This window comes from Paeniglutamicibacter sp. ORCA_105 (assembly GCF_045798545.1).
Lineage (GTDB): Bacteria > Actinomycetota > Actinomycetes > Actinomycetales > Micrococcaceae > Paeniglutamicibacter > Paeniglutamicibacter sulfureus.
On sequence record NZ_JBIXLM010000002.1, the window covers coordinates 88,350 to 106,250 of the forward strand.

General features: G+C 65.5%; 19 protein-coding genes and 1 tRNA gene. 11 read left to right on the forward strand and 9 right to left on the reverse strand.

Annotated features, from left to right (window positions below; all coding sequences use genetic code 11):
* Positions 1–56: 56 nt before the first annotated feature.
* Positions 57–1,664, forward strand: coding sequence for a bifunctional metallophosphatase/5'-nucleotidase (locus tag ACIPUB_RS01515; protein WP_407605809.1), 1,608 nt, complete (start codon positions 57–59; stop codon positions 1,662–1,664).
* A gap of 86 nt (positions 1,665–1,750) precedes the next feature.
* On the opposite strand, the gene ACIPUB_RS01520 is transcribed toward ACIPUB_RS01515, so the two are convergent.
* From ACIPUB_RS01520 to ACIPUB_RS01540, 5 genes are all read right to left on the reverse strand, one after another.
* A complete protein-coding gene (locus ACIPUB_RS01520; protein WP_407605810.1) occupies positions 1,751–2,479 on the reverse strand; it encodes a GNAT family N-acetyltransferase in 729 nt (242 codons plus the stop codon).
* A 93-nt stretch (positions 2,480–2,572) separates the two neighbouring features.
* Positions 2,573–3,601, reverse strand: a complete 1,029-nt coding sequence (locus ACIPUB_RS01525; RefSeq protein WP_407605811.1) for a 6-phosphofructokinase — start codon at positions 3,599–3,601, stop codon at positions 2,573–2,575.
* A 234-nt stretch (positions 3,602–3,835) separates the two neighbouring features.
* Positions 3,836–4,081 carry a PspC domain-containing protein gene (locus ACIPUB_RS01530; protein ID WP_264270813.1) on the reverse strand — a complete coding sequence of 82 codons (246 nt, stop codon included), beginning with the start codon at positions 4,079–4,081 and terminating at the stop codon, positions 3,836–3,838.
* A gap of 69 nt (positions 4,082–4,150) precedes the next feature.
* Positions 4,151–4,378 (reverse strand): hypothetical protein, encoded by a 228-nt coding sequence (locus tag ACIPUB_RS01535; RefSeq protein WP_264270814.1) that lies wholly within the window; start codon positions 4,376–4,378, stop codon positions 4,151–4,153.
* The gene (locus ACIPUB_RS01540) at positions 4,375–5,736 is read right to left on the reverse strand and encodes a PspC domain-containing protein (RefSeq protein WP_407605812.1); all 1,362 of its coding nucleotides are present in this window, start codon (positions 5,734–5,736) and stop codon (positions 4,375–4,377) included. Before ACIPUB_RS01540 ends, ACIPUB_RS01535 begins: the two co-directional genes overlap by 4 nt.
* Before the next feature lie 126 nt (positions 5,737–5,862).
* Here ACIPUB_RS01540 and ACIPUB_RS01545 point away from each other — a divergent pair, with 126 nt between their 5' ends.
* Complete coding sequence (locus tag ACIPUB_RS01545) at positions 5,863–7,137, forward strand: PspC domain-containing protein (RefSeq protein ID WP_407605813.1); 1,275 nt, start codon at positions 5,863–5,865, stop codon at positions 7,135–7,137.
* A complete protein-coding gene (locus ACIPUB_RS01550; protein WP_407605814.1) occupies positions 7,130–7,804 on the forward strand; it encodes a LuxR C-terminal-related transcriptional regulator in 675 nt (224 codons plus the stop codon). Before ACIPUB_RS01545 ends, ACIPUB_RS01550 begins: the two co-directional genes overlap by 8 nt.
* Before the next feature lie 132 nt (positions 7,805–7,936).
* Here the strand turns inward: ACIPUB_RS01550 and ACIPUB_RS01555 are convergent, their stop codons facing one another.
* Complete coding sequence (locus ACIPUB_RS01555; protein ID WP_407605815.1) at positions 7,937–9,136, reverse strand: pyridoxal phosphate-dependent aminotransferase; 1,200 nt, start codon at positions 9,134–9,136, stop codon at positions 7,937–7,939.
* 143 nt (positions 9,137–9,279) lie between these two features.
* Positions 9,280–9,861, reverse strand: a complete 582-nt coding sequence (locus ACIPUB_RS01560; RefSeq protein WP_407605816.1) for a hypothetical protein — start codon at positions 9,859–9,861, stop codon at positions 9,280–9,282.
* 172 nt (positions 9,862–10,033) lie between these two features.
* On the opposite strand from ACIPUB_RS01560, the gene ACIPUB_RS01565 reads away from it, so the two are divergent.
* From ACIPUB_RS01565 to ACIPUB_RS01600, 8 genes are all read left to right on the forward strand, one after another.
* Positions 10,034–10,106, forward strand: a tRNA-Trp gene (locus ACIPUB_RS01565).
* A gap of 117 nt (positions 10,107–10,223) precedes the next feature.
* A complete protein-coding gene (secE, locus tag ACIPUB_RS01570) occupies positions 10,224–10,490 on the forward strand; it encodes a preprotein translocase subunit SecE (protein ID WP_407605817.1) in 267 nt (88 codons plus the stop codon).
* A gap of 57 nt (positions 10,491–10,547) precedes the next feature.
* Positions 10,548–11,345: a transcription termination/antitermination protein NusG gene (gene nusG / locus ACIPUB_RS01575; RefSeq protein ID WP_407605818.1), complete on the forward strand. Its 798-nt coding sequence runs from the start codon at positions 10,548–10,550 to the stop codon at positions 11,343–11,345.
* A gap of 131 nt (positions 11,346–11,476) precedes the next feature.
* Entirely contained in the window at positions 11,477–11,908 is a 432-nt protein-coding gene (gene rplK / locus ACIPUB_RS01580; RefSeq protein ID WP_217389408.1) for a 50S ribosomal protein L11, read from the forward strand.
* Between the two features lie 160 nt (positions 11,909–12,068).
* Complete coding sequence (gene rplA / locus ACIPUB_RS01585) at positions 12,069–12,776, forward strand: 50S ribosomal protein L1 (RefSeq protein ID WP_407605819.1); 708 nt, start codon at positions 12,069–12,071, stop codon at positions 12,774–12,776.
* Between the two features lie 992 nt (positions 12,777–13,768).
* Positions 13,769–14,323: a 50S ribosomal protein L10 gene (rplJ, locus tag ACIPUB_RS01590; RefSeq protein ID WP_264270822.1), complete on the forward strand. Its 555-nt coding sequence runs from the start codon at positions 13,769–13,771 to the stop codon at positions 14,321–14,323.
* Positions 14,324–14,391: 68 nt separating this feature from the next.
* A complete protein-coding gene (rplL, locus tag ACIPUB_RS01595; protein ID WP_264270823.1) occupies positions 14,392–14,766 on the forward strand; it encodes a 50S ribosomal protein L7/L12 in 375 nt (124 codons plus the stop codon).
* 205 nt (positions 14,767–14,971) lie between these two features.
* The gene (locus ACIPUB_RS01600) at positions 14,972–16,165 is read left to right on the forward strand and encodes an acyltransferase family protein (protein ID WP_407605820.1); all 1,194 of its coding nucleotides are present in this window, start codon (positions 14,972–14,974) and stop codon (positions 16,163–16,165) included.
* On the opposite strand, the gene ACIPUB_RS01605 is transcribed toward ACIPUB_RS01600, so the two are convergent.
* Both ACIPUB_RS01605 and ACIPUB_RS01610 read right to left on the reverse strand, forming a co-directional pair.
* Positions 16,128–16,598, reverse strand: coding sequence for an aminoacyl-tRNA deacylase (locus tag ACIPUB_RS01605; protein WP_407605866.1), 471 nt, complete (start codon positions 16,596–16,598; stop codon positions 16,128–16,130). The genes ACIPUB_RS01600 and ACIPUB_RS01605 overlap by 38 nt on opposite strands.
* 37 nt (positions 16,599–16,635) lie before the next feature.
* Complete coding sequence (locus ACIPUB_RS01610; protein ID WP_407605821.1) at positions 16,636–17,829, reverse strand: acetyl-CoA C-acetyltransferase; 1,194 nt, start codon at positions 17,827–17,829, stop codon at positions 16,636–16,638.
* Between the last annotated feature and the right edge of the window lie 72 nt (positions 17,830–17,901).

The following is a 17,901-nucleotide window of genomic DNA, read 5'->3' on the forward strand; positions in this document are numbered from 1 at the left end:
CGGGCGTTCATGCAGGGCTTCCCAGCCGTTCACTTGAACCTCGTACCGTCGCCCGCATGCCTTCTTTCACATTCGGGCGCGTTCTCGCCCTCGCCGCCGCGGCCGGCGCGCTGTCCCTTTCCTTAACTCCCGCTGCCCTTGCTGCCCCAACGGAAACACACGCCGGCGAGCAGCACGGCGCAAAATCCGCATCCCCGGGCAAGGGGCAGGGCACGGGCGCCGGGCGGTGCCACGCACCGGGCCAGCCGCCTGTCCCGTCGGAGGACGGCACGCTGGCCTACTTCCAGGACGCCCATGAGTACAGCCCGCGCGAGCACACCGACGGCTACCGTGGCGGCATTGCCCGCCTTGCCACGGTTCTGGACGGCATCGAGGCCGCCAACGAGAACCCGGCGACGATCTTCGGCGGCGACATGGCCGGCGGCAGCCTGTTCGGCGGCGTCTACAAGGGGTTCCCGTTCGTGGAGGCGTTCAACGACCTTGGCGTGGACGCGGCCACCTTCGGCCAACATGACTTCGATTTCGGGCTCGAGACCGCGCTTGACCTCGTGGCGGCCTCCGAATTCCCGTGGATTGCCTCCAATCTCGCCTACAAGGACGGCAGCGGGTTCCTGCCCGGCGCCGTGGCTGGAACCGTGGATGCCGGCGAGCTGACGGTCGGCGTCATCGGCCTCACCGGATCGCTGCAGAACAGCTCCGCCAATGCCGATCTCGACCAGCGGCCCTACCTCGAGTCCACCCGGGCCGGAGTGAAGCTGCTGCAGGAGCAGGACGTCGACGTCATCGTCGTCTCCGGCCAGATCGACCGGGCCGAAGGACTCGAGCTCATGGCCCAGGTCCCGGAAGTCCAGGTTCTCATGCGGGAGGAGAACAGCGGCTCGTCCCCGGCCGAGGCGCTCGGGCTGGGCGACGAGCGCCTGATGGTCACCGGCATGGGCGACTACGGCGTGGTCGCCGAGATCGACATTGCCAAGGACCTCTGCGGCAACATCAGCACGGGCGCCGTCCTCCACGACGTCGACGAATCGGTGGCCGAGGAGCCGTCGTGGGCGGCAAAGGCCGCCTTCTACGAGCAGGACATGGAAGAGCGTCTCGACACAAGGATCGGGACGGCGACCGGAGACTTTGGCCGCCGTGCCGCCGGCGAGCTGGCCGCAGATGCCTTTCGCGACTACTACCAGGCCGACCTCGGCTGGGCGAACGGCGGCGGCATCCGCGCCGAAATCGCCGGCGGAGATCTCTCGCTGCGCGACCTGCACACCGTTTTTCCCTTCGGAAACCGGGCGATGCTCATCGAGGTCACCGGCGCGGAGCTGATCGAGGGCCTGAACCAGGGCGCCAATTCCAGTCCCGGCGGCTACGGGGGCTTCCCGTGGGTTTCCGGCTTCACCTACACCTACTCCGAATCGGCCCCCGCAGGCCAGCGCATTGGTGGCGTTCTCCTTCAGGACGGGACACCTCTCGATCCGGGCTCCACCTACTCCTTGGCCATCACCAACTATGTGGCAACGAACGGCGGTGACGGAGTGACGGCGTTTATGAACGCTCCGATCGTGGTATCGGCGGACGAAGGCACCGCGGACGTCAGTGCGCTGAGGGCGTATGTCGAGAAGCTCGGCACCGTGACGCCGAACGAAATCCCGAGGGCAACCGTTCTCCCGTAGCACAACGCCGGAATGTCCCGGGGGCCAGGGTTCGTGTGCGCGAAACCGGGGCCACCTCGTTCGTCCCCGCGCCGGCGGATATTGCCTCAGGCCCCGCCGTGCAATTTCAGGGACATCAGGGAACCGACCAGTTCGAATCCCAGCGAGGTGGCCAGGGCGTTGGCGGCGTCCTGGCCCTCCTTGATGCGCGCCTGCGGAATCAATCCCTCGCTCAGGGCGTCGTCCACCGCCAGCGCCGCGGCGTAGCGACCCAGTCCGTGGCCGCGCAAGTGCGGGTGCGTGAGCACCGTGGTGTCGGCCAGCAGCCCGCCTGGCGCCCAATAGCCGGCACCGGCAACGGGCTCGGAGCGCGTGTCGGAGAACAGCACGAAGCACTGGTCCCAGCCGCCGAGCTCGGTGCTCGCGGCGTCGTCGCGCGGGGTGCCTTCGCGCAGCTCCGCCAGGTCCTCCACGTCGGTGGAAACGGTGATGTTCTCCGAGTCCACGATGTCGAAGGGCGAATCGAGGTACGTCAGCGCATCGACGCCCAGCGAGCGGATCGACGGGGCCAGGCCAGAGGCATGCAACAGCCCCAGCAGCCCCCGGTCGTCGACGAAGTGCTGGTCGGCGGCCTCGCGCAGCAGCGGCAGGAATTGCTCCGGGGCGCGCACCACCTGGTGGTCGCCCAGGTGCAGCACCTCCACGCGGTCGGTGCCGATGGACGGGACGAACAGGGACACCGGTGCGCGGTCGGGTTGCAGGGCGGAGTCGGGCACGGAAAACTCGCGGGCCCAGGACAGCGCAATGATGGCACGGGTGCCAAATTCAAGATTCACGTGTTCGAGCCTAATGCAGGAGCGGGCAGCCAACGGCGTTCGGCGGCACAAACCCCCGGGGGAGGGGAGCAGGCCAAGGCGTGGCGCAGCGGATCAGCCGAAGAGGATCCGGGCCTCGTCGTAGCGGTCCTGCGGGACGCGCTTGAGGTTGTTCAGCGCTGCCTGGAACGGCACCCGGTTGATCTTGGTGCCGCGCAGCGCGACCATCGACCCCCAGGCCTCGTCGGCCACCGAATCCACCGCCGCCATGCCCAAGCGCGTGGCCAGCACCCGGTCGAAGGCGCTGGGCACCCCGCCGCGCTGGATGTGCCCGAGCACGGTGGCGCGGGTCTCTATGCCGGTGGCGTCCTCGATGAAGGGGGCCAGCTGCTCGCCGATGCCGCCGAGCCGCGGGCGGCCGAAGGCGTCCAGGCCGCGCTCGGAGAACGCCCCGTCGGCGCCCTCGGGCACAAAGCCCTCCGCCACGACCACCAGCGGGGCGCGCCCGCGCTCGTGGGCCTCGGAAACCCAGGCGTAGATCTGTTCCATGGTGGTGGACTGCTCGGGGATCAGGATCGCGTGCGCGCCGGTGGCCATGCCCGCGTGCATCGCCAGCCAGCCCACGTGCCTGCCCATGACCTCGGCGATCATGCAGCGGTGGTGGGATTCGCCGGTGGTGCGCAGCCTGTCGATGGCCTCCACGGCGATCTGGTTGGCGGTGTCGAAGCCGAAGGTGTAGTCGGTGGCGTCCAGGTCGTTGTCGATGGTCTTGGGCACCCCCACGATCTTCAGCCCGGCGTCGGTGAGCCGCTTGGCCCCGGCCAGGGTGCCCTCGCCGCCGATGGCGATCATCGCGTCCACGCCGAGGCGTTCGAGGGTGGCCTTGATGTTCGCCGCCCCGCCGTTTTCGCCCTCGAAGGCATTGGTGCGCGAGGTGCCCAGGATGGTTCCGCCCTGCTTGGAGATGCCGCGGACCGCGGTGCGGGGGAGTTCGACGACGTCCCCGTCCTTGACTCCGCGCCAGCCGTCGCGGAAGCCCACGAATTCGTGGTCGTAGGTCTTGATGCCGTTCAGGACGGCTCCGCGGATGACGGCGTTCAATCCGGGGCAGTCCCCGCCGCTGGTCATGATCCCGATGCGCATGCTCACTCAATTCTTTCGCTGCTCGACCACCGCGGCCGCGCAGTGCGGGACGGTGTTTCCTGGCTTCCGGAGCGCGACGTTGGGCTCGCCAACAACCAGTCTAGCCACGGGACACTTGTGATCGCCAACACGGTGTCCAAAGTGCTACGCGCGCCTGCACCTGCACGCACGCCGACGCCCGCCGGCCCACGAAAGGGGGCGGCGGGCGTCGGAGGCGGCGGGAACCGATCCCCGCTAGCGGACCTGGCGGATTAGCTTCTGCAGCACGATCGAATCGTCCTGCGCCGGGAGCAGCAGCCAGGCGACGAGGTAGGCGCCGATGCCCAGGACCGGCAGCAGGAAGCTGAGCAGCAACCCGATGCGCACCAAGGTGACATCCCAGCCGAACTTTTCGGAGATGCCGCCGGCGACGCCTGCGACCAGGCGCTTGGGGCCGCGGCGGAAGGGGATCGAGCGAAGGGAATTGAAAAAGGTGTCCATGGTGTCAAAGTCTTTCATGCCGGAGCCGGAAATTGGCTGTGAAACGTGTGTGCGGTGAATCGGGGTGGATCAGCGGGTGCGGCGGGCGGCCAGGATCCCGGCGACGATCAGGATGAGACCGGCGCCTCCCACCAGGGAAATGAAGAGCAACGGCGCGCTGATCTGGAAGTTCAGCAGCAGGCCAGCCAGCAAGGCAATGCCGATGGCCAGCAGGATCAGGCCGAAGACCAGGGTCCCGGTGGGGAATTGCGCGGCGGGTTCGCCGCTGCCGTGCTGTTGTTCGGTGTGCTGGCTCATGGTGCCACCTCCGCTTTCGCTACGTTGATTTCGATGCTGCTGAATGCCCCGTCGATGTCCAGGCGAAGCTCGGGGCCGCCGAGGCCCGCGTTGAGCACGGTGGAGCCGTCGCGGATTTCGGCGGTGCTGCCGTTGATGCTCAGCGAGCCGAAGGCCCCCTGGGAGTCGATGACCACCGGGATGTTGTCCGGCACCGTCAGCTCCATCGAGGAGAAGACGTTGTCCAGTTTCACGGTGGTGTCGGAGGTGATGGTCGAGTAGGAGCGCAGGTCCAGCTCCCCGGAATGGAACACGTTGGTGGTGCCGTCGCCCTCGGTGGTGGTGATGCCCATGAAGCCGTTCATCGGCCCGGAATCGCGCAGCGATCCGCCGCCCCAGAACAGGGACAAGACCAGTGCGACGATGCCGAAGCCCACCAGTGCCCCGCCGGTGCGTTGGTTCAGCGCCGCCCCGATCAAGCCCAGGGCGATGACGATCAGCGCGACGGCGAAGCCCACCGCGACGGCGTCGGCCGGCAACTCGAGCATGCCCAGGTGGGACAGGCCGGTGACCATTGCGAAGAGCAACACCGCGAGTCCCAGCACGATGGTTGCCGCGTAGCCGGGCAGCGCCTTGTGGCGTGGCGGCTTGGGGACCTTGGGCACGTGGGGTGGCAGCGGGGCCGGAGGCGGGGGCCCGAATCCGGCTGGCCCCGGGGAGGCCGGGGCCTGGGGTGATGGCATTTTCATGGTGTGCTCCTGGGTGAAGGGTCCGTATTCCCGCATGGTGCCGGGCAGCGGCGTGGTCGGTGCCCCGCTGGCGCTCCCGGCGGGATCCGCGGCGTCGTTGGCGGAGGCGTCGGCGTCGCCGGGATCAGCGGAATCCCCGGGTTCGGTGCCCGGGCCTGTGGCGGATCGGCCGTCGGTGGGTCCGGACGATGCGGGGGGCCCGGGCTGTGGCGTGCCCCCGGCGAAGCTTTCTCGTCGGGAAAAGACCAGGAAGCCGATGCCCACGATCACCAGCAGCGTCCAGAAGCCGCCGTCCCACCAGCCGAAGAGTGCCGGGGAGCTCACGGCGCCGGCGATGAAGAAGAGCAGCGCCCCGCTCATCCCGCTGCTCCAGCGCCCCGCGATGGCCTCCTGCACGTGGATCCTGCCGTCGGTTCCGGGCATCAGCGCCCAGCCGACTCCGTAGACCAGCAGCCCCAGGCCTGCGACAAAGCACAGCGCCACCATGATGCCGCGTACCAGGATGGGGGAGATGTCAAAGCGCTGGGCGACCCCGGCGCAGACGCCGCCGACCCAGTGGTCCTCGCCGCGTTGCAGTCCCAGTTCCCTTACCCAGCGGAAAAACCCGTGTTCCATTGATGCTTCTCTCATGCTTCAATCCTCGTGCCTGCCGGGGTGCCGCCGCTATGGGGGTCGCCCCTGATTGAACCCTGAGGCCAACCCCGGGAAAGGCGCCGAAGGGCGCGATTGCGGCCCGTGGCGTGCTTGGATGGACATATGAGCCAAACACCTCTCCGTCCCGCGCTGCTGCGCGGGGAGACCCGCATCATCGCAGGGGTGTGTTCCGGGGTTGCCGCCCACCTGGGCCTGAAGGCCTCCTGGGTGCGCATCGGCTTCGTGCTGGCGGCCATGCTCGCCGGCGCGGGAATCGTGCTCTACGCCTGGCTGTGGATCTTCGTGCCGAGCGCACGGGATGCGCAGCGCGATGCCGCCCGCGGCACCGGCACCCGGCGCTTTTCCCTGGCCGAGGTGCTCACCGACACCGGCGCGCCGGAGCCAGCGGACCCGCTGGGGGCCGCGCGCCAAGCCTCCCTGCGCCAGGTCCTCATCGGGATCGCACTGCTGGTGGTGGCGGCGCTCGGGGTGGCCCAGTTCCTGGGTGTCTCGATCCGCTGGGACCTGCTCTGGCCGGTGCTGGTGGTCATCGCCGGCGCTGTGCTGGCCTGGATGCAGCTGGACGAGGGCGGGCGTGCCGGGTTGCGCAGGAGCACCGGGGCCCTGGGCGCGGCGGGGCTCACCCGGCTGCTGGTGGGCGTCGGGCTGGTGGTCGCCGGGGTGCTGCTGCTCTTCAGCGGGGCCGTCGGCATCGGTTCCCTGCTCTCCGGGCTCGCGGTGGCGGTTGCCGTCATCGCCGGCCTGTTGCTGGTGCTGCTGCCCTGGGGGTTGCGCTTCTGGCGCGACTTCGTCTCCGAGCGCGCCAACCGGGTGCGGGCGGCCGAGCGCGCCGACATCGCCGCGCACCTGCACGACTCGGTGCTCCAGACCCTCGCCCTGATCCAGAAACGGGCCGAGGACCCCGCGAAGGTGCTGACCCTGGCCCGCGCCCAGGAACGCGAACTGCGCTCCTGGCTCTACGACGAGCACGAACGCAGCGAGGACGGCATCGCCGCCGCGATCCGGGCTGCCGCCGGGGAGATCGAGGAACTTTACCTGGTGTCCATCAACATGGTCGACGTCGGGGAGCACACCGGGGCACCGGGGCACGATGCGCTGCTCCAGGCCACCCGCGAGGCCATGGCCAACGCGGCCAAGCATGCAGGGGGCACCATCTCCGTGTACGTGGAGGCGGGGCCGAAGCGCATCGAGGTGTTCGTGCGCGACCGCGGCCCGGGCTTCGACCCCGCCACGGTCTCGGCGGACAGGCACGGCGTGCGCGAATCGATCATCGGGCGCATGGAACGCAACGGCGGGCACGCAGACATCAAGAGCAATGAGGAGGGCACCGAGGTGCACCTGACCATGGACGCAGAAGACGGAGAAGACAATGACTGAACCGACCACCCAGACCGCACGCACACCGGTGAGCGTGGTGGTGGTCGATGACCACGGGATCTTCCGCTCCGGGCTCAAGGCGGACCTGGACGCCCGCCTGAGAGTGGTCGGAGAGGCGGCCACGGTGGAGGACGCCATCGCCGTGGTGCATCGGGAAATGCCGGCCGTCGTGCTGCTCGACGTGCACCTGCCCGGCGGGCGCGGGGGCGGCGGCGCGGAGGTGCTGGCCGGCTGCGTGGACGTCTTCCCGCAGGTGAAGTTCCTGGCCCTGAGCGTCTCGGACTCCGCGGAGGATGTGGTCACGGTGATCCGTGCAGGGGCCCGTGGCTACGTCACCAAGTCGATCTCGGGGGCCGAGATCTCCGATGCCGTGCTGCGCGTTGCCGGCGGGGACGCCGTCTTCTCCCCGCGGCTGGCAGGGTTCGTGCTCGATGCCTTCGGCACCCAGGCCGCGATCAGCGCCGACGAGGAGCTGGACCTGCTCAGCGCCCGCGAACTGGAGGTCATGCGCCTGATCGCGCGCGGCTACAGCTACAAGGAGGTCGCCAAGGACCTGTTCATCTCGGTCAAGACCGTGGAAACCCACGTCTCCTCGGTGCTGCGCAAGCTCCAGCTCTCCAACCGGCACGAACTCACCCGCTGGGCCGTGGACCGCCGGATCCTCTAGGTCGCGCATGCCCCCCACTGCCCGCACCCGCTGCGGGCAGGCAAAAGGCCGTCGGGCGGGCCCGCACTGCGGATCCGGCCGACGGCCTTGGAATTTCTTGCCCGAAACCCCCGGCGTGGCTACGCGGCTTGGCTACTTGGCCTCGCCGAGCAGGGTGGCCAGGCGGCCCACGCCCTCGGCCAGGTCTTCATCGCCCAGCGCGTAGGACATGCGGATGTAGCCCGAGGGGCCGAACGCCTCGCCCGGAACCACCGCCACTTCCACCTGTTCCAGGATCAGCGCGGCAAGCTCGGCGCTGGTGTTGGGCACGACACCGCGGATTTCGCGGCCCAACAGCCCGCGCACATCCGAGTACGCGTAGAACGCGCCCTCGGGGACCGGGCAGTTGACGCCGTCGATGGCGTTGAGGGCCGAGACCATGGCCTTGCGGCGGCGGTCGAAGGCCGTGCGCATTTCCGCCACCGCGTCCAGCGGGCCGGAGACCGCTGCCAGGGCGGCGATCTGCGAGACGTTCGAGACGTTGGAGGTCGCGTGCGACTGCAGGTTGGTTGCTGCCTTGATGACGTCCAACGGGCCGGCCATCCATCCCACGCGCCAGCCGGTCATGGCGTAGGTCTTGGCGACGCCGTTGAGGATGATGACCTTGTCGCCCAGCTCCGGGGCGGCGGTGGCGATCGAGGTGAAGACCGCGTCATCGTAGGTGAGGTGTTCGTAGATCTCGTCGGTGATGACCCAGAGGTCCTTCGACGCGGCCCAGCGACCGATCTCGGCAACCTGCTCGGGGGAGTACACGGCACCGGTCGGGTTCGACGGGGAGACGAAGAGCAGCACCTTGGTCTTTTCGGTGAGCGCTGCCTCAAGCTGGTCGATGGTGACCTTGTAGCCCTGCTCGGGGCCGGCGAAGACCTCCACCGGCACACCGCCAGCCAAACGGATGGCTTCCGGGTAAGTGGTCCAGTACGGGGCCGGGACGATGACTTCGTCTCCCGGATCCAGCAGGGTGGCAAACGCGTTGTACACGGCCTGCTTGCCGCCGTTGGTGACCATGACCTGGGAGGCGTCGAGGCTGTAGCCCGAATCGCGCATGGTCTTCTCGGCGATGGCCGTGCGCAGCTCCGGCAGGCCGGCCGCGGGGGAGTAGCGGTGGTACTTGGGGTTTCGGGCAGCGGCAACCGCAGCCTCAACGATGTAGTCGGGGGTGGGGAAGTCCGGCTCGCCGGCGCCAAAGCCGATGACGGGACGCCCCGCCGCCTTCAGGGCCTTGGCCTTGCCGTCTACGGCCAGAGTGGCGGATTCTGCGATGGACCCGATACGTCGGGAAATGCGTGCCATGTCGTCGCTTCCTGGAAAGGGAGGTGTGGGTGAACGTATGATCCAAGCCTAGTCGGCGCGGTAGTGGGAGAACGATTATTTGTTGACACGCCGCCGTAGTGTGAAGTTCCCCCCTCGCTTCGCGGCCGCCGGCCGGTGGCGTGCTACTGCCCGGGCTCGCGGCCGTAGCGGTTCAGGAGCAGTTCCCTGGCCTGTTCAGCCTCGGGGTCCGCGTCCTCCTGCTGCTGGTGGCGTACCTGGTGCAGTTGGAAGTAGGCGGCCGCCCCCAGGAAGAGCACAGGAGTGGCGGCGAAGGGCAGGAAAAGGACCCCTGTGAAATCGATCAGCCCGAACTTCGCCCAGCCGGCCAGGACCAACAGGCTGGTGCCCACCCACATCAGCAGGTTCGTGCCCAGGCGCATCGACCAGAAGACCAGCCCGATGCCGAGGTACCAGGACAGGGGCAGTGCAGACCACATGGTGAGGATGCCCACGAGAATCCCCAGGAGCAAGTGCAGCAACAAGTGGGCGGAAAGATCCTTCCGTCCGCGCAGGCACAGCCAGGTACCGATGACTATCAACACCGGGACGCCAGCCAACAGGACCTGGGGCAGAATCCCGGCGGCAGGTGTATAGCGCGAGATGGCGCGCAGGATGGCATCGAGCACCGAGCCGCCGGCAAAGACCAGCAGGACCAGGGCGCTTGCATGGCCGGGGCCGGTGCGTCGGGGTGTCAGGGGGAACATGAACCCCAACCTAGCAGTCGCATTCGGTGGCCAAATGACAGGCGAAACGGCACCCGGGGCCCCCGGTTCGACAATCGGCACATTCTTTGCGTAGACTTGTTCCTCGGTGTTGGAAAACATCTGGATCACCAAGTCCGCAAAGGATTTGCTGTTCCGCGAGCATTACGCTCGAAGGGTAGTGGCGCAATTGGTAGCGCAGCGGTCTCCAAAACCGCAGGTTGCAGGTTCGAGTCCTGTCTGCCCTGCGCAGTGGCAATCATCTACGGTTGCTCGGCGAATATTCACGTCACGGTGTGTTGTGGTCGATATGGCTGCGGCACACCGTGATTGTTTCATGTGGGATAATCTGAAACGAGGAATCGGTGACCGAAACGACTGCAAACGATTCGCACGGCGCTGGGCACAACAAGAAGCCGTCGAAAGCCGGTTTCTTCGCGGGAATGGCCCTCTTCTTCCGTCAGATGATTTCCGAACTGAAGAAGGTCGTCACCCCGACCCGCAGCGAGCTGGTCAACTACACCTTGGTAGTCATCGGCTTTGTGGTGTTCATGATGCTGATCATTTCCGCTCTGGACTTCGTCTTCGGCAATGGATCAATTCTTATCTTCACCAATTCGCCCGAACAGTAACACGGGACCATTCGCCCCATATTTCTGGTGAACCAGTAACAGAAAGCAGGAACCGCAGTGTCCGAGCAGGAACTCGAACCGCAGGCCACCGAAGTAATCGAAGGCCAAGCAGTAGAGGCTGATACCGATCAGGTGTCGGCCGATTCCGTCGTTTCCGAGGACGCCGAGCAGGCTCCCGAGGTTTCCGAGGACGCCGTCCAGGCAACCGAGGATGCCGATCAGGATTCCGCAGCCGAGGAAACCCCGGCCGTGGATCCCATTGAAGAATTCCGCACCAAGCTTCGCCGCCAGCCCGGCGACTGGTACGTCATCCACTCGTACGCCGGTTACGAAAACCGCGTCAAGGTGAACCTCGAGACCCGCATCCAGACCCTGGGCATGGAGGAATTCATTTATGAAATCCAGGTCCCGATGGAAGAGGTCGTGGAGATCAAGAACACCACGCGCAAGATTGTGCGTCGCGTTCGAATTCCCGGCTACGTCTTGGTCCGCATGGAACTGACTGACGCTTCCTGGGGTGCGGTTCGCCACACTCCCGGCGTCACCGGCTTCGTCGGCAACGCCCACGATCCAGTGCCGCTGCGTCTCGAGGAAGTCTTCTCGATGCTCGAGCACACGATCGTCACCGAAGAAGAGGGCGAGCACAACAAGCCCGGCCGCGCCCCGATCACCGAGGTCCACGTTGACTTCGAGGTCGGCGAATCGGTCATCGTCAACGACGGCCCGTTCGAGACGTTGCCGGCAACGATCAGCGAGATCAAGCTGGAGTCCTCCACCTTGGTCGTCCTGGTCTCGATCTTCGAGCGCGAGACCCCGGTGACCCTGTCGTTCAGCCAGGTCACCAAGATCCAGTAACATTAAAGACTTCGTGCCTTCCCGGTTTGCTTTACCGGGAAACGGCATGACTCGGCCGCCGCGCCACGGCGGTCAACCCCCCGAGGCACGCTCCTGTGCAGCGGGGCAACGCAAAAGAAGAAGGACCCGACATGGCCCCCAAGAAAAAGGTCACCGGACTCATCAAGCTGCAGATCCAGGCAGGCGCCGCCAACCCGGCACCTCCGATCGGCCCGGCGCTTGGTCAGCACGGCGTCAACATCATGGAATTCTGCAAGGCGTACAACGCCGCCACCGAGTCGCAGCGCGGCAACGTGGTTCCGGTTGAAATTACTGTCTACGAAGACCGTTCCTTCACCTTCATCACCAAGACCCCGCCGGCAGCAGAGCTCATCAAGAAGGCTGCAGGCGTGCCCAAGGGTTCCGCTACCCCGCACACCGTCAAGGTTGCCAAGCTGACCCAGGCACAGGTTGAAGAGATCGCCACCGTGAAGATGGAAGACCTCAACGCCAACGACATCAAGGCTGCTGCCTTGATCATCGCCGGCACCGCCCGCTCCATGGGCATCACCGTAGAAGGCTAATTCCGCCTTCCACACCCGCGCACCTGGAAACCCAGGAACGCACCCCCAAAACAACCAAGTCGATGCGGAACCAGCCGGATGAACCCGGTGCACCGCATTGCAAGTGGCAGGGTCGCGCGCGACCCATACATGACCACGACTGCATAAGGAGAAAAAGCAGATGGCAAAGCGCAGTAAAGCATTCGTAGCCGCCGCGGCGAAGATCGAAGAAGACAAGTTCTACGCTCCGGCCGAGGCTGTTGCCCTCGCCAAGGAGATCGCCTTCTCGAAGGCCGACGAGACCGTTGAGGTTGCCTTCCGCTTGGGCGTTGACCCTCGCAAGGCAGACCAGATGGTTCGCGGCACCGTGATCCTTCCCCACGGCACCGGCAAGACCGCCCGCGTCCTCGTGTTCGCCAATGGCGACAAGGCAGAAGCTGCAATCGCAGCCGGCGCCGACTTCGTTGGCTCGGACGACCTGATCGCCAAGATCGCCGGCGGCTGGACCGACTTCGACGCAGCAGTGGCCACCCCTGACCTCATGGGCAAGGTTGGCCGTTTGGGTAAGGTCCTGGGTCCCCGTAACCTGATGCCGAACCCGAAGACCGGTACCGTGACCATGGATGTCGCCAAGGCCGTCAACGAGATCAAGGGCGGCAAGATCGACTTCCGCGTCGACAAGCACTCGAACCTGCACTTCATCATCGGCAAGGTTTCCTTCGATGCCCAGAAGCTTGCAGAGAACTACGCAGCAGCACTGGACGAGGTTCTTCGTTTGAAGCCTTCCTCCTCCAAGGGCCGCTACATCACCAAGGCCACCGTGGCCACCTCCTTCGGCCCGGGCGTCCCGGTCGATGCGAACGTGACCCGCGTGCTTGCCGAGGCCTAATAGCGCCTCCGCGTTCCGGACCCGGTACCGCCCCCCACGGGGGACTGGTGCCGGGTCCGGTCGTTTAACCGGCGGGACGGCCGTATCCGGATGGCGCGAAGCATTCCCGGTGCCCATATGGACACCGGTGCCGATGGGGCGGCTCCCGGACGGACCAAGGTCCTGGATCGAACAAACCGGGCACTCGCGACCGGGCGGGGGATCGGTTGGACCGGGGGCGACGGCAGGGCCCACGCACCCCCATGACCCGCTTCATGCGCGAACGACTGATGGCATGCTGCTGGGCGATCGAGCGTCTTTACGCGTTGTCGCCTGACAGGGCCAGAATCCAAGGGGGATCCCGGCACGCGGCGTCGATGTCCTGCCGCATGGCCGGCGGCGCGGCGCCAGGATTGCGGATGCGGTTCCGGGGCAACACGACAGGCACGTCGGGAACTATCGGCGGTTTGGCCGAAGTCACGAAAATATCCAAAAATAGGAGTTGTGGGTCGCCACATTCCTGATATGGTTAACTCGTCGCGACTTGATCGTGACCAGGTGACTCAGTCACCACACGCTTTATGGCGGAGACCCCAAGCCCCGCCCGAGCGTGTAATTGCAGCAATGCGTTCCCCCAAGTTGCATTGCTGCGTAGACGGGCCCCTCCCTTCCGCTATCCCCCAAGTTGCGGAACCCGAGGGGCCCGTCGTCTATCTTCAGCAAGTGCTCACCTTGGTTCCCGGGGAGTTGCGGAGAACACTCCACCTCGATTTGGAGACCGTGGCACCACGCTGTTAGGCTTGGAATACCGAAGACCGTCGGTCGAGGATTGCTGTTTATGCGGTAAGACTCCGAAAGTCCCACAAAGGACGACCTGCGCAGGTGAACGAAGTGAATTTGCCGCAATTTTGCGTCCTTTCCGCCCCGTGCATCTGCATGGGGCGTTTTTTATGTCAGTACTCCTGACCGGGTCAGATCGACTGGTATCAGATCTATACCCCGGAAGGAGTGTTATGGCAACGCCGACTAAGGTTTCCGCAGTTGAGGAAATCACCGCCGACTTCAAGGAGTCGACCGCCGCTGTCCTGACCGAATACCGTGGGCTTACTGTTGCGCAGCTCAAGCAGCTTCGCCGTTCACTTGGTGCAGATACCAAGTACGCGGTAGTGAAGAACACCTTGACTGGTATCGCAGCAAAGGAAGCCGGCATCGAAGCATTCGAAGGCCAGCTTGCTGGCCCGACTGCAATCGCCTTTATCAAGGGTGATGCAATCGCTGCCGCTAAGAGCCTCACGGATTTTGCTAAGGACAACAAGCAGCTCATCATCAAGACCGGTTACTTCGAGGGCAAGGCCCTTGACGCAACCGAGGTTGCCGCTCTGGCAGCACTTGAATCGCGTGAGTTCCAGCTGGCACGTGTTGCCGGTGTGCTGCTGGCTCCGGCTTCCGCCGCTGTCCGCACCATCGAAGCACTGCGCGCAAAGCTCGAAGAAGCAAACGGTGGCGCTGCTGAAGCACCTGCCGAGGCCGAGGCACCTGCTGCCGAAGCCGCCACCGAAGAAGCCTAAGCTTTCTTCAACCCCTCACTCAAGTAACTTGCGGCACATATGTGCCGCCGACGGAAAGGCTGCCCACCATGGCTAAGCTGTCCACCGAAGAGCTCTTGGAAGCCTTCAAGGAAATGACCATCATCGAGCTCTCCGAGTTCGTCAAGACCTTCGAGGAGACCTTCGAGGTCTCCGCAGCAGCTGTTGCAGTTGCTGGCCCGGCCGCCGGTGGCGCCGCTGAGGCCGAAGAGCAGACCGAATTCGACGTTATCCTCGAAGCTGCTGGCGACAAGAAGATCGCGGTTATCAAGGAAGTTCGTGCCTTGACTTCGCTGGGTCTGAAGGAAGCCAAGGAGGTCGTTGACTCGGCTCCGAAGGCCGTCCTCGAGGGCGCAACCAAGGAAGCTGCAGAGAAGGCAAAGGAGGCCCTGGAGGCCGCCGGCGCTCGCGTTACTGTCAAGTAACTCTTCGCTTCATTGCCTCTGGCCCGCAGACCTTTTTGGTCTTGCGGGCCAGAGGTCTTTAACCCACCGATTGGCGTGGGAAAAAGCTTATGGCTTGCCCCGGTTTTGAGTGACCCTTACCACTTGGGGCTGCTTTGCTTTTGTTGTTTGCTATCGTAGATAACAGATAGGTAACGAACTGGGCCAAGAGTTAGGGAGAGCATCGATGGCGGGGAACACAACGGCGCTCCTCAGTGCCCCGGCGGCATCGCCCCTCAGCCAAACCGCCGATGCCACGACGAAAAGCGCGCAGAAACCACCCCGGCTGGCGCTGCTGGACGGCCTGCGTTTCGCGGCCGCCGTCCTGGTGGTCCTGTTTCACTACACCGCTTGGCACCACGGTTTTTGGGGCACCGCCGAAGCCAAGGACGCCTGGCCTGTCCTGTCGAAGGTCACCGTCTATGGCAACATGGGCGTGCAATTGTTCTTCATCATCAGTGGATTTGTCATCCTGCTGTCCGCCTACGGCAAGGGTGCCGGGCGGTTTGTCGGATCGCGTGTGGGCCGGTTGTACCCGGCCTATTGGTTTGCGGTGTTGGTCACCGGATTCCTGGTGATCGTCATGTGGCCCCAGGTGGGTTCGGGCCTTGGTGGCAAGGAATTGACGGCGAACCTCACGATGTTCCATCCGCTCATGGGATTGCGGCACATCGATGGCGTCTACTGGACGTTGTGGGTCGAGATGCGCTTCTACCTGCTCATCCTCGCGTTGATAATCCTGCGCCTGCTGACCATCCGCAGCATGACCATCCTTGCGGTGGTCTGGCCTGTGCTCGGCCTCGCGGCGCAACTCATGAACCGAGAGGCCGCCGCCGAGAACCTCATGAGCGATTATGCGGCCCTCTTTTCCGGCGGGATCGTCTTGTTCTTGATCTATCGCTTCGGGCACAGCATCGTGCGCTGGTCGGTGCTGGCGTTGAACGTGGGAATCGCCGCCTACTTCACCGGTATCAAGGGTCCCGCCGAAGCCCTGGAACTGGTTGGCTATGTGGTCCCGGCCTGGCATTACTGGCTCATCATCGTGGGACTATTTGCCGCCGTGGCGCTGCTTTCGCTCACGCGCCTGGGCAATGTGCAGTGGAAGTTCCTGGGAATCCTTGGCGCCCTGACCTACCCGGTCTATCTTCTGCATCAGGTATGGGGCTGGTGGCTGATTGACCACTTCGCTCCCGTGCTGGGCCAATACGTGACGCTGCCGCTGGTCATAGGCATCGTCTTCACTGTCGCTTTCCTGGTCCACCGTTTCATCGAGCGGCCTTCTGCCAAGCCGTTGGCGGCGGCCACCACCCGGGGACTTGGCTACCTCGGCGGCCGTCTCGCTCCTAGGAAGAAGGTCGCGACTCCGGCTCCGGGTCGCTGATGTCCGCCACTGTGGCATCCAGCGCGGCAATCAAGGCCGTCGAATCCACAAAGGCCGAATGCCCGTGTGCGCCGGCACCAATGCAGATCCTCCCCGGTTCCATCCCCAAATCGGCGTAAACCGGCCACGGCGTGCTTGACCCGAGCGGGGTGATGGTGCCCCGCTCGTAGCCCGTTGCCGCGAAGGCAACGTCGGAGTGCGGCATGGACAACTTGTTCACGCCCAGCAGGGAACGCAGCTTGGGCCAGGAAATGACCCTGTCTCCGGGAATCAGGGCGAAGAAGAAAGATCCGTCCTTGTGCTTCACCACGAGGGACTTGATGATTTCGCGCGGTTCGACGCCCAACAGGCCAGCCGCCTCGGCCAGGCTCCGGGCCGGCGGACGGGAAACGACTTGGACATCCAGGCCGCGCTTGGCGGCGTCCTGCTGCATGCGCGCCACTCCCGCCGGAACCTGCTCTGCCACGGTCCTAGGCCTCCCTGCTCAACAGCAGGGCATCGCCTTGGCCTCCGCCGCCGCAGAGGCTGACGGCGGTCTTGCCCGAACCGCGGCGCTTCAGCTCCATGGCCGCGGTCAGGGCCAGGCGCGCCCCGGAGGCGCCGATGGGGTGCCCCAGGGCAATCGCGCCGCCGTGGATGTTGGTCTTGTCCAGGGGGTATCCAAGGTCCTTTAGCGACTGGCATGCCACGGCACCGAACGCCTCGTTGATCTCGATGAAGTCGAGGTCCGAGGTCGCCCATCCCTGCTTCTTCAAGGCCGCGGTGATCGAATTCGACGGCTGGGAATGCAACGAGTTGTCGGGACCGGCGACCTGGCCAGCGGCGCCGATGGTCGCCAGGATCTCGAGGTTGCGGGACCGGGCGTACTCCCGCGAGGTGACGATGACGGCAGCGGCTCCGTCGGACAGGGGAGAGGAGTTTCCGGCGGTGATGGTGCCGTCCTTGGCGAAGGCCGGGCGCAACCCGGCCAGCGTCTCGATCGTCGTGTTCGGGCGGACGCCCTCGTCGGTGTCGACCACCAAGGTAGCTCCCTTGCGCTGCGGGATGCTGACCGGAACGATTTCTTCGGCAAAGACACCTGAGCCGATGGCAGCGGCGGCCCGCTGGTGCGAGGCCGCAGCCACCTCGTCCTGCTGGGTGCGGGTCAGGCCCAGGACGGTGTTCTTGGCCTCGGTGCTCATGCCCATCGAGTTGCCGTCAAAGGCGTCGGTCAGTCCGTCGTGGGCGACGGAGTCGATGGCCGAGATGTTTCCGTAGGTCCAGCCCTGGCGCGAACCCGGCAGCAGGTGCGGCGTCTGCGACATGGATTCCTGGCCTCCGGCAACCACCACGTCGGCGTCGCCGACGCGGATCAACCGGGCGGCGTCGGTGATGGCGGCAAGCCCGGAGAGGCAGACCTTGTTCAACGTGGTCGCATTGACGTCCCAGCCGATCCCGGCGGCAATGGCGCTTTGGCGCGCAGGGTTCTGCCCGCAGCCGGCCTGGACCACGTGGCCCATGATCACTGCCTGCACCTCGGTTGCGGGGATCCCGGAGCGCTCCAGTGCACCACGGATGGCTGCCGCCCCCAGTTCGACGGCACTGAGGCTGGAAAGCTGGCCGTTGAGCCGGCCAAAGGGTGTGCGGGCGCCGGCGACCAGCACGGCGTCTCGTGGTGAGGACATGATCGGAATCTCGCTTTCGGGTAGTACCGGGATTAAGTACTTACCTCTAGGCTAGCGCGCTGTGGTTTGCGC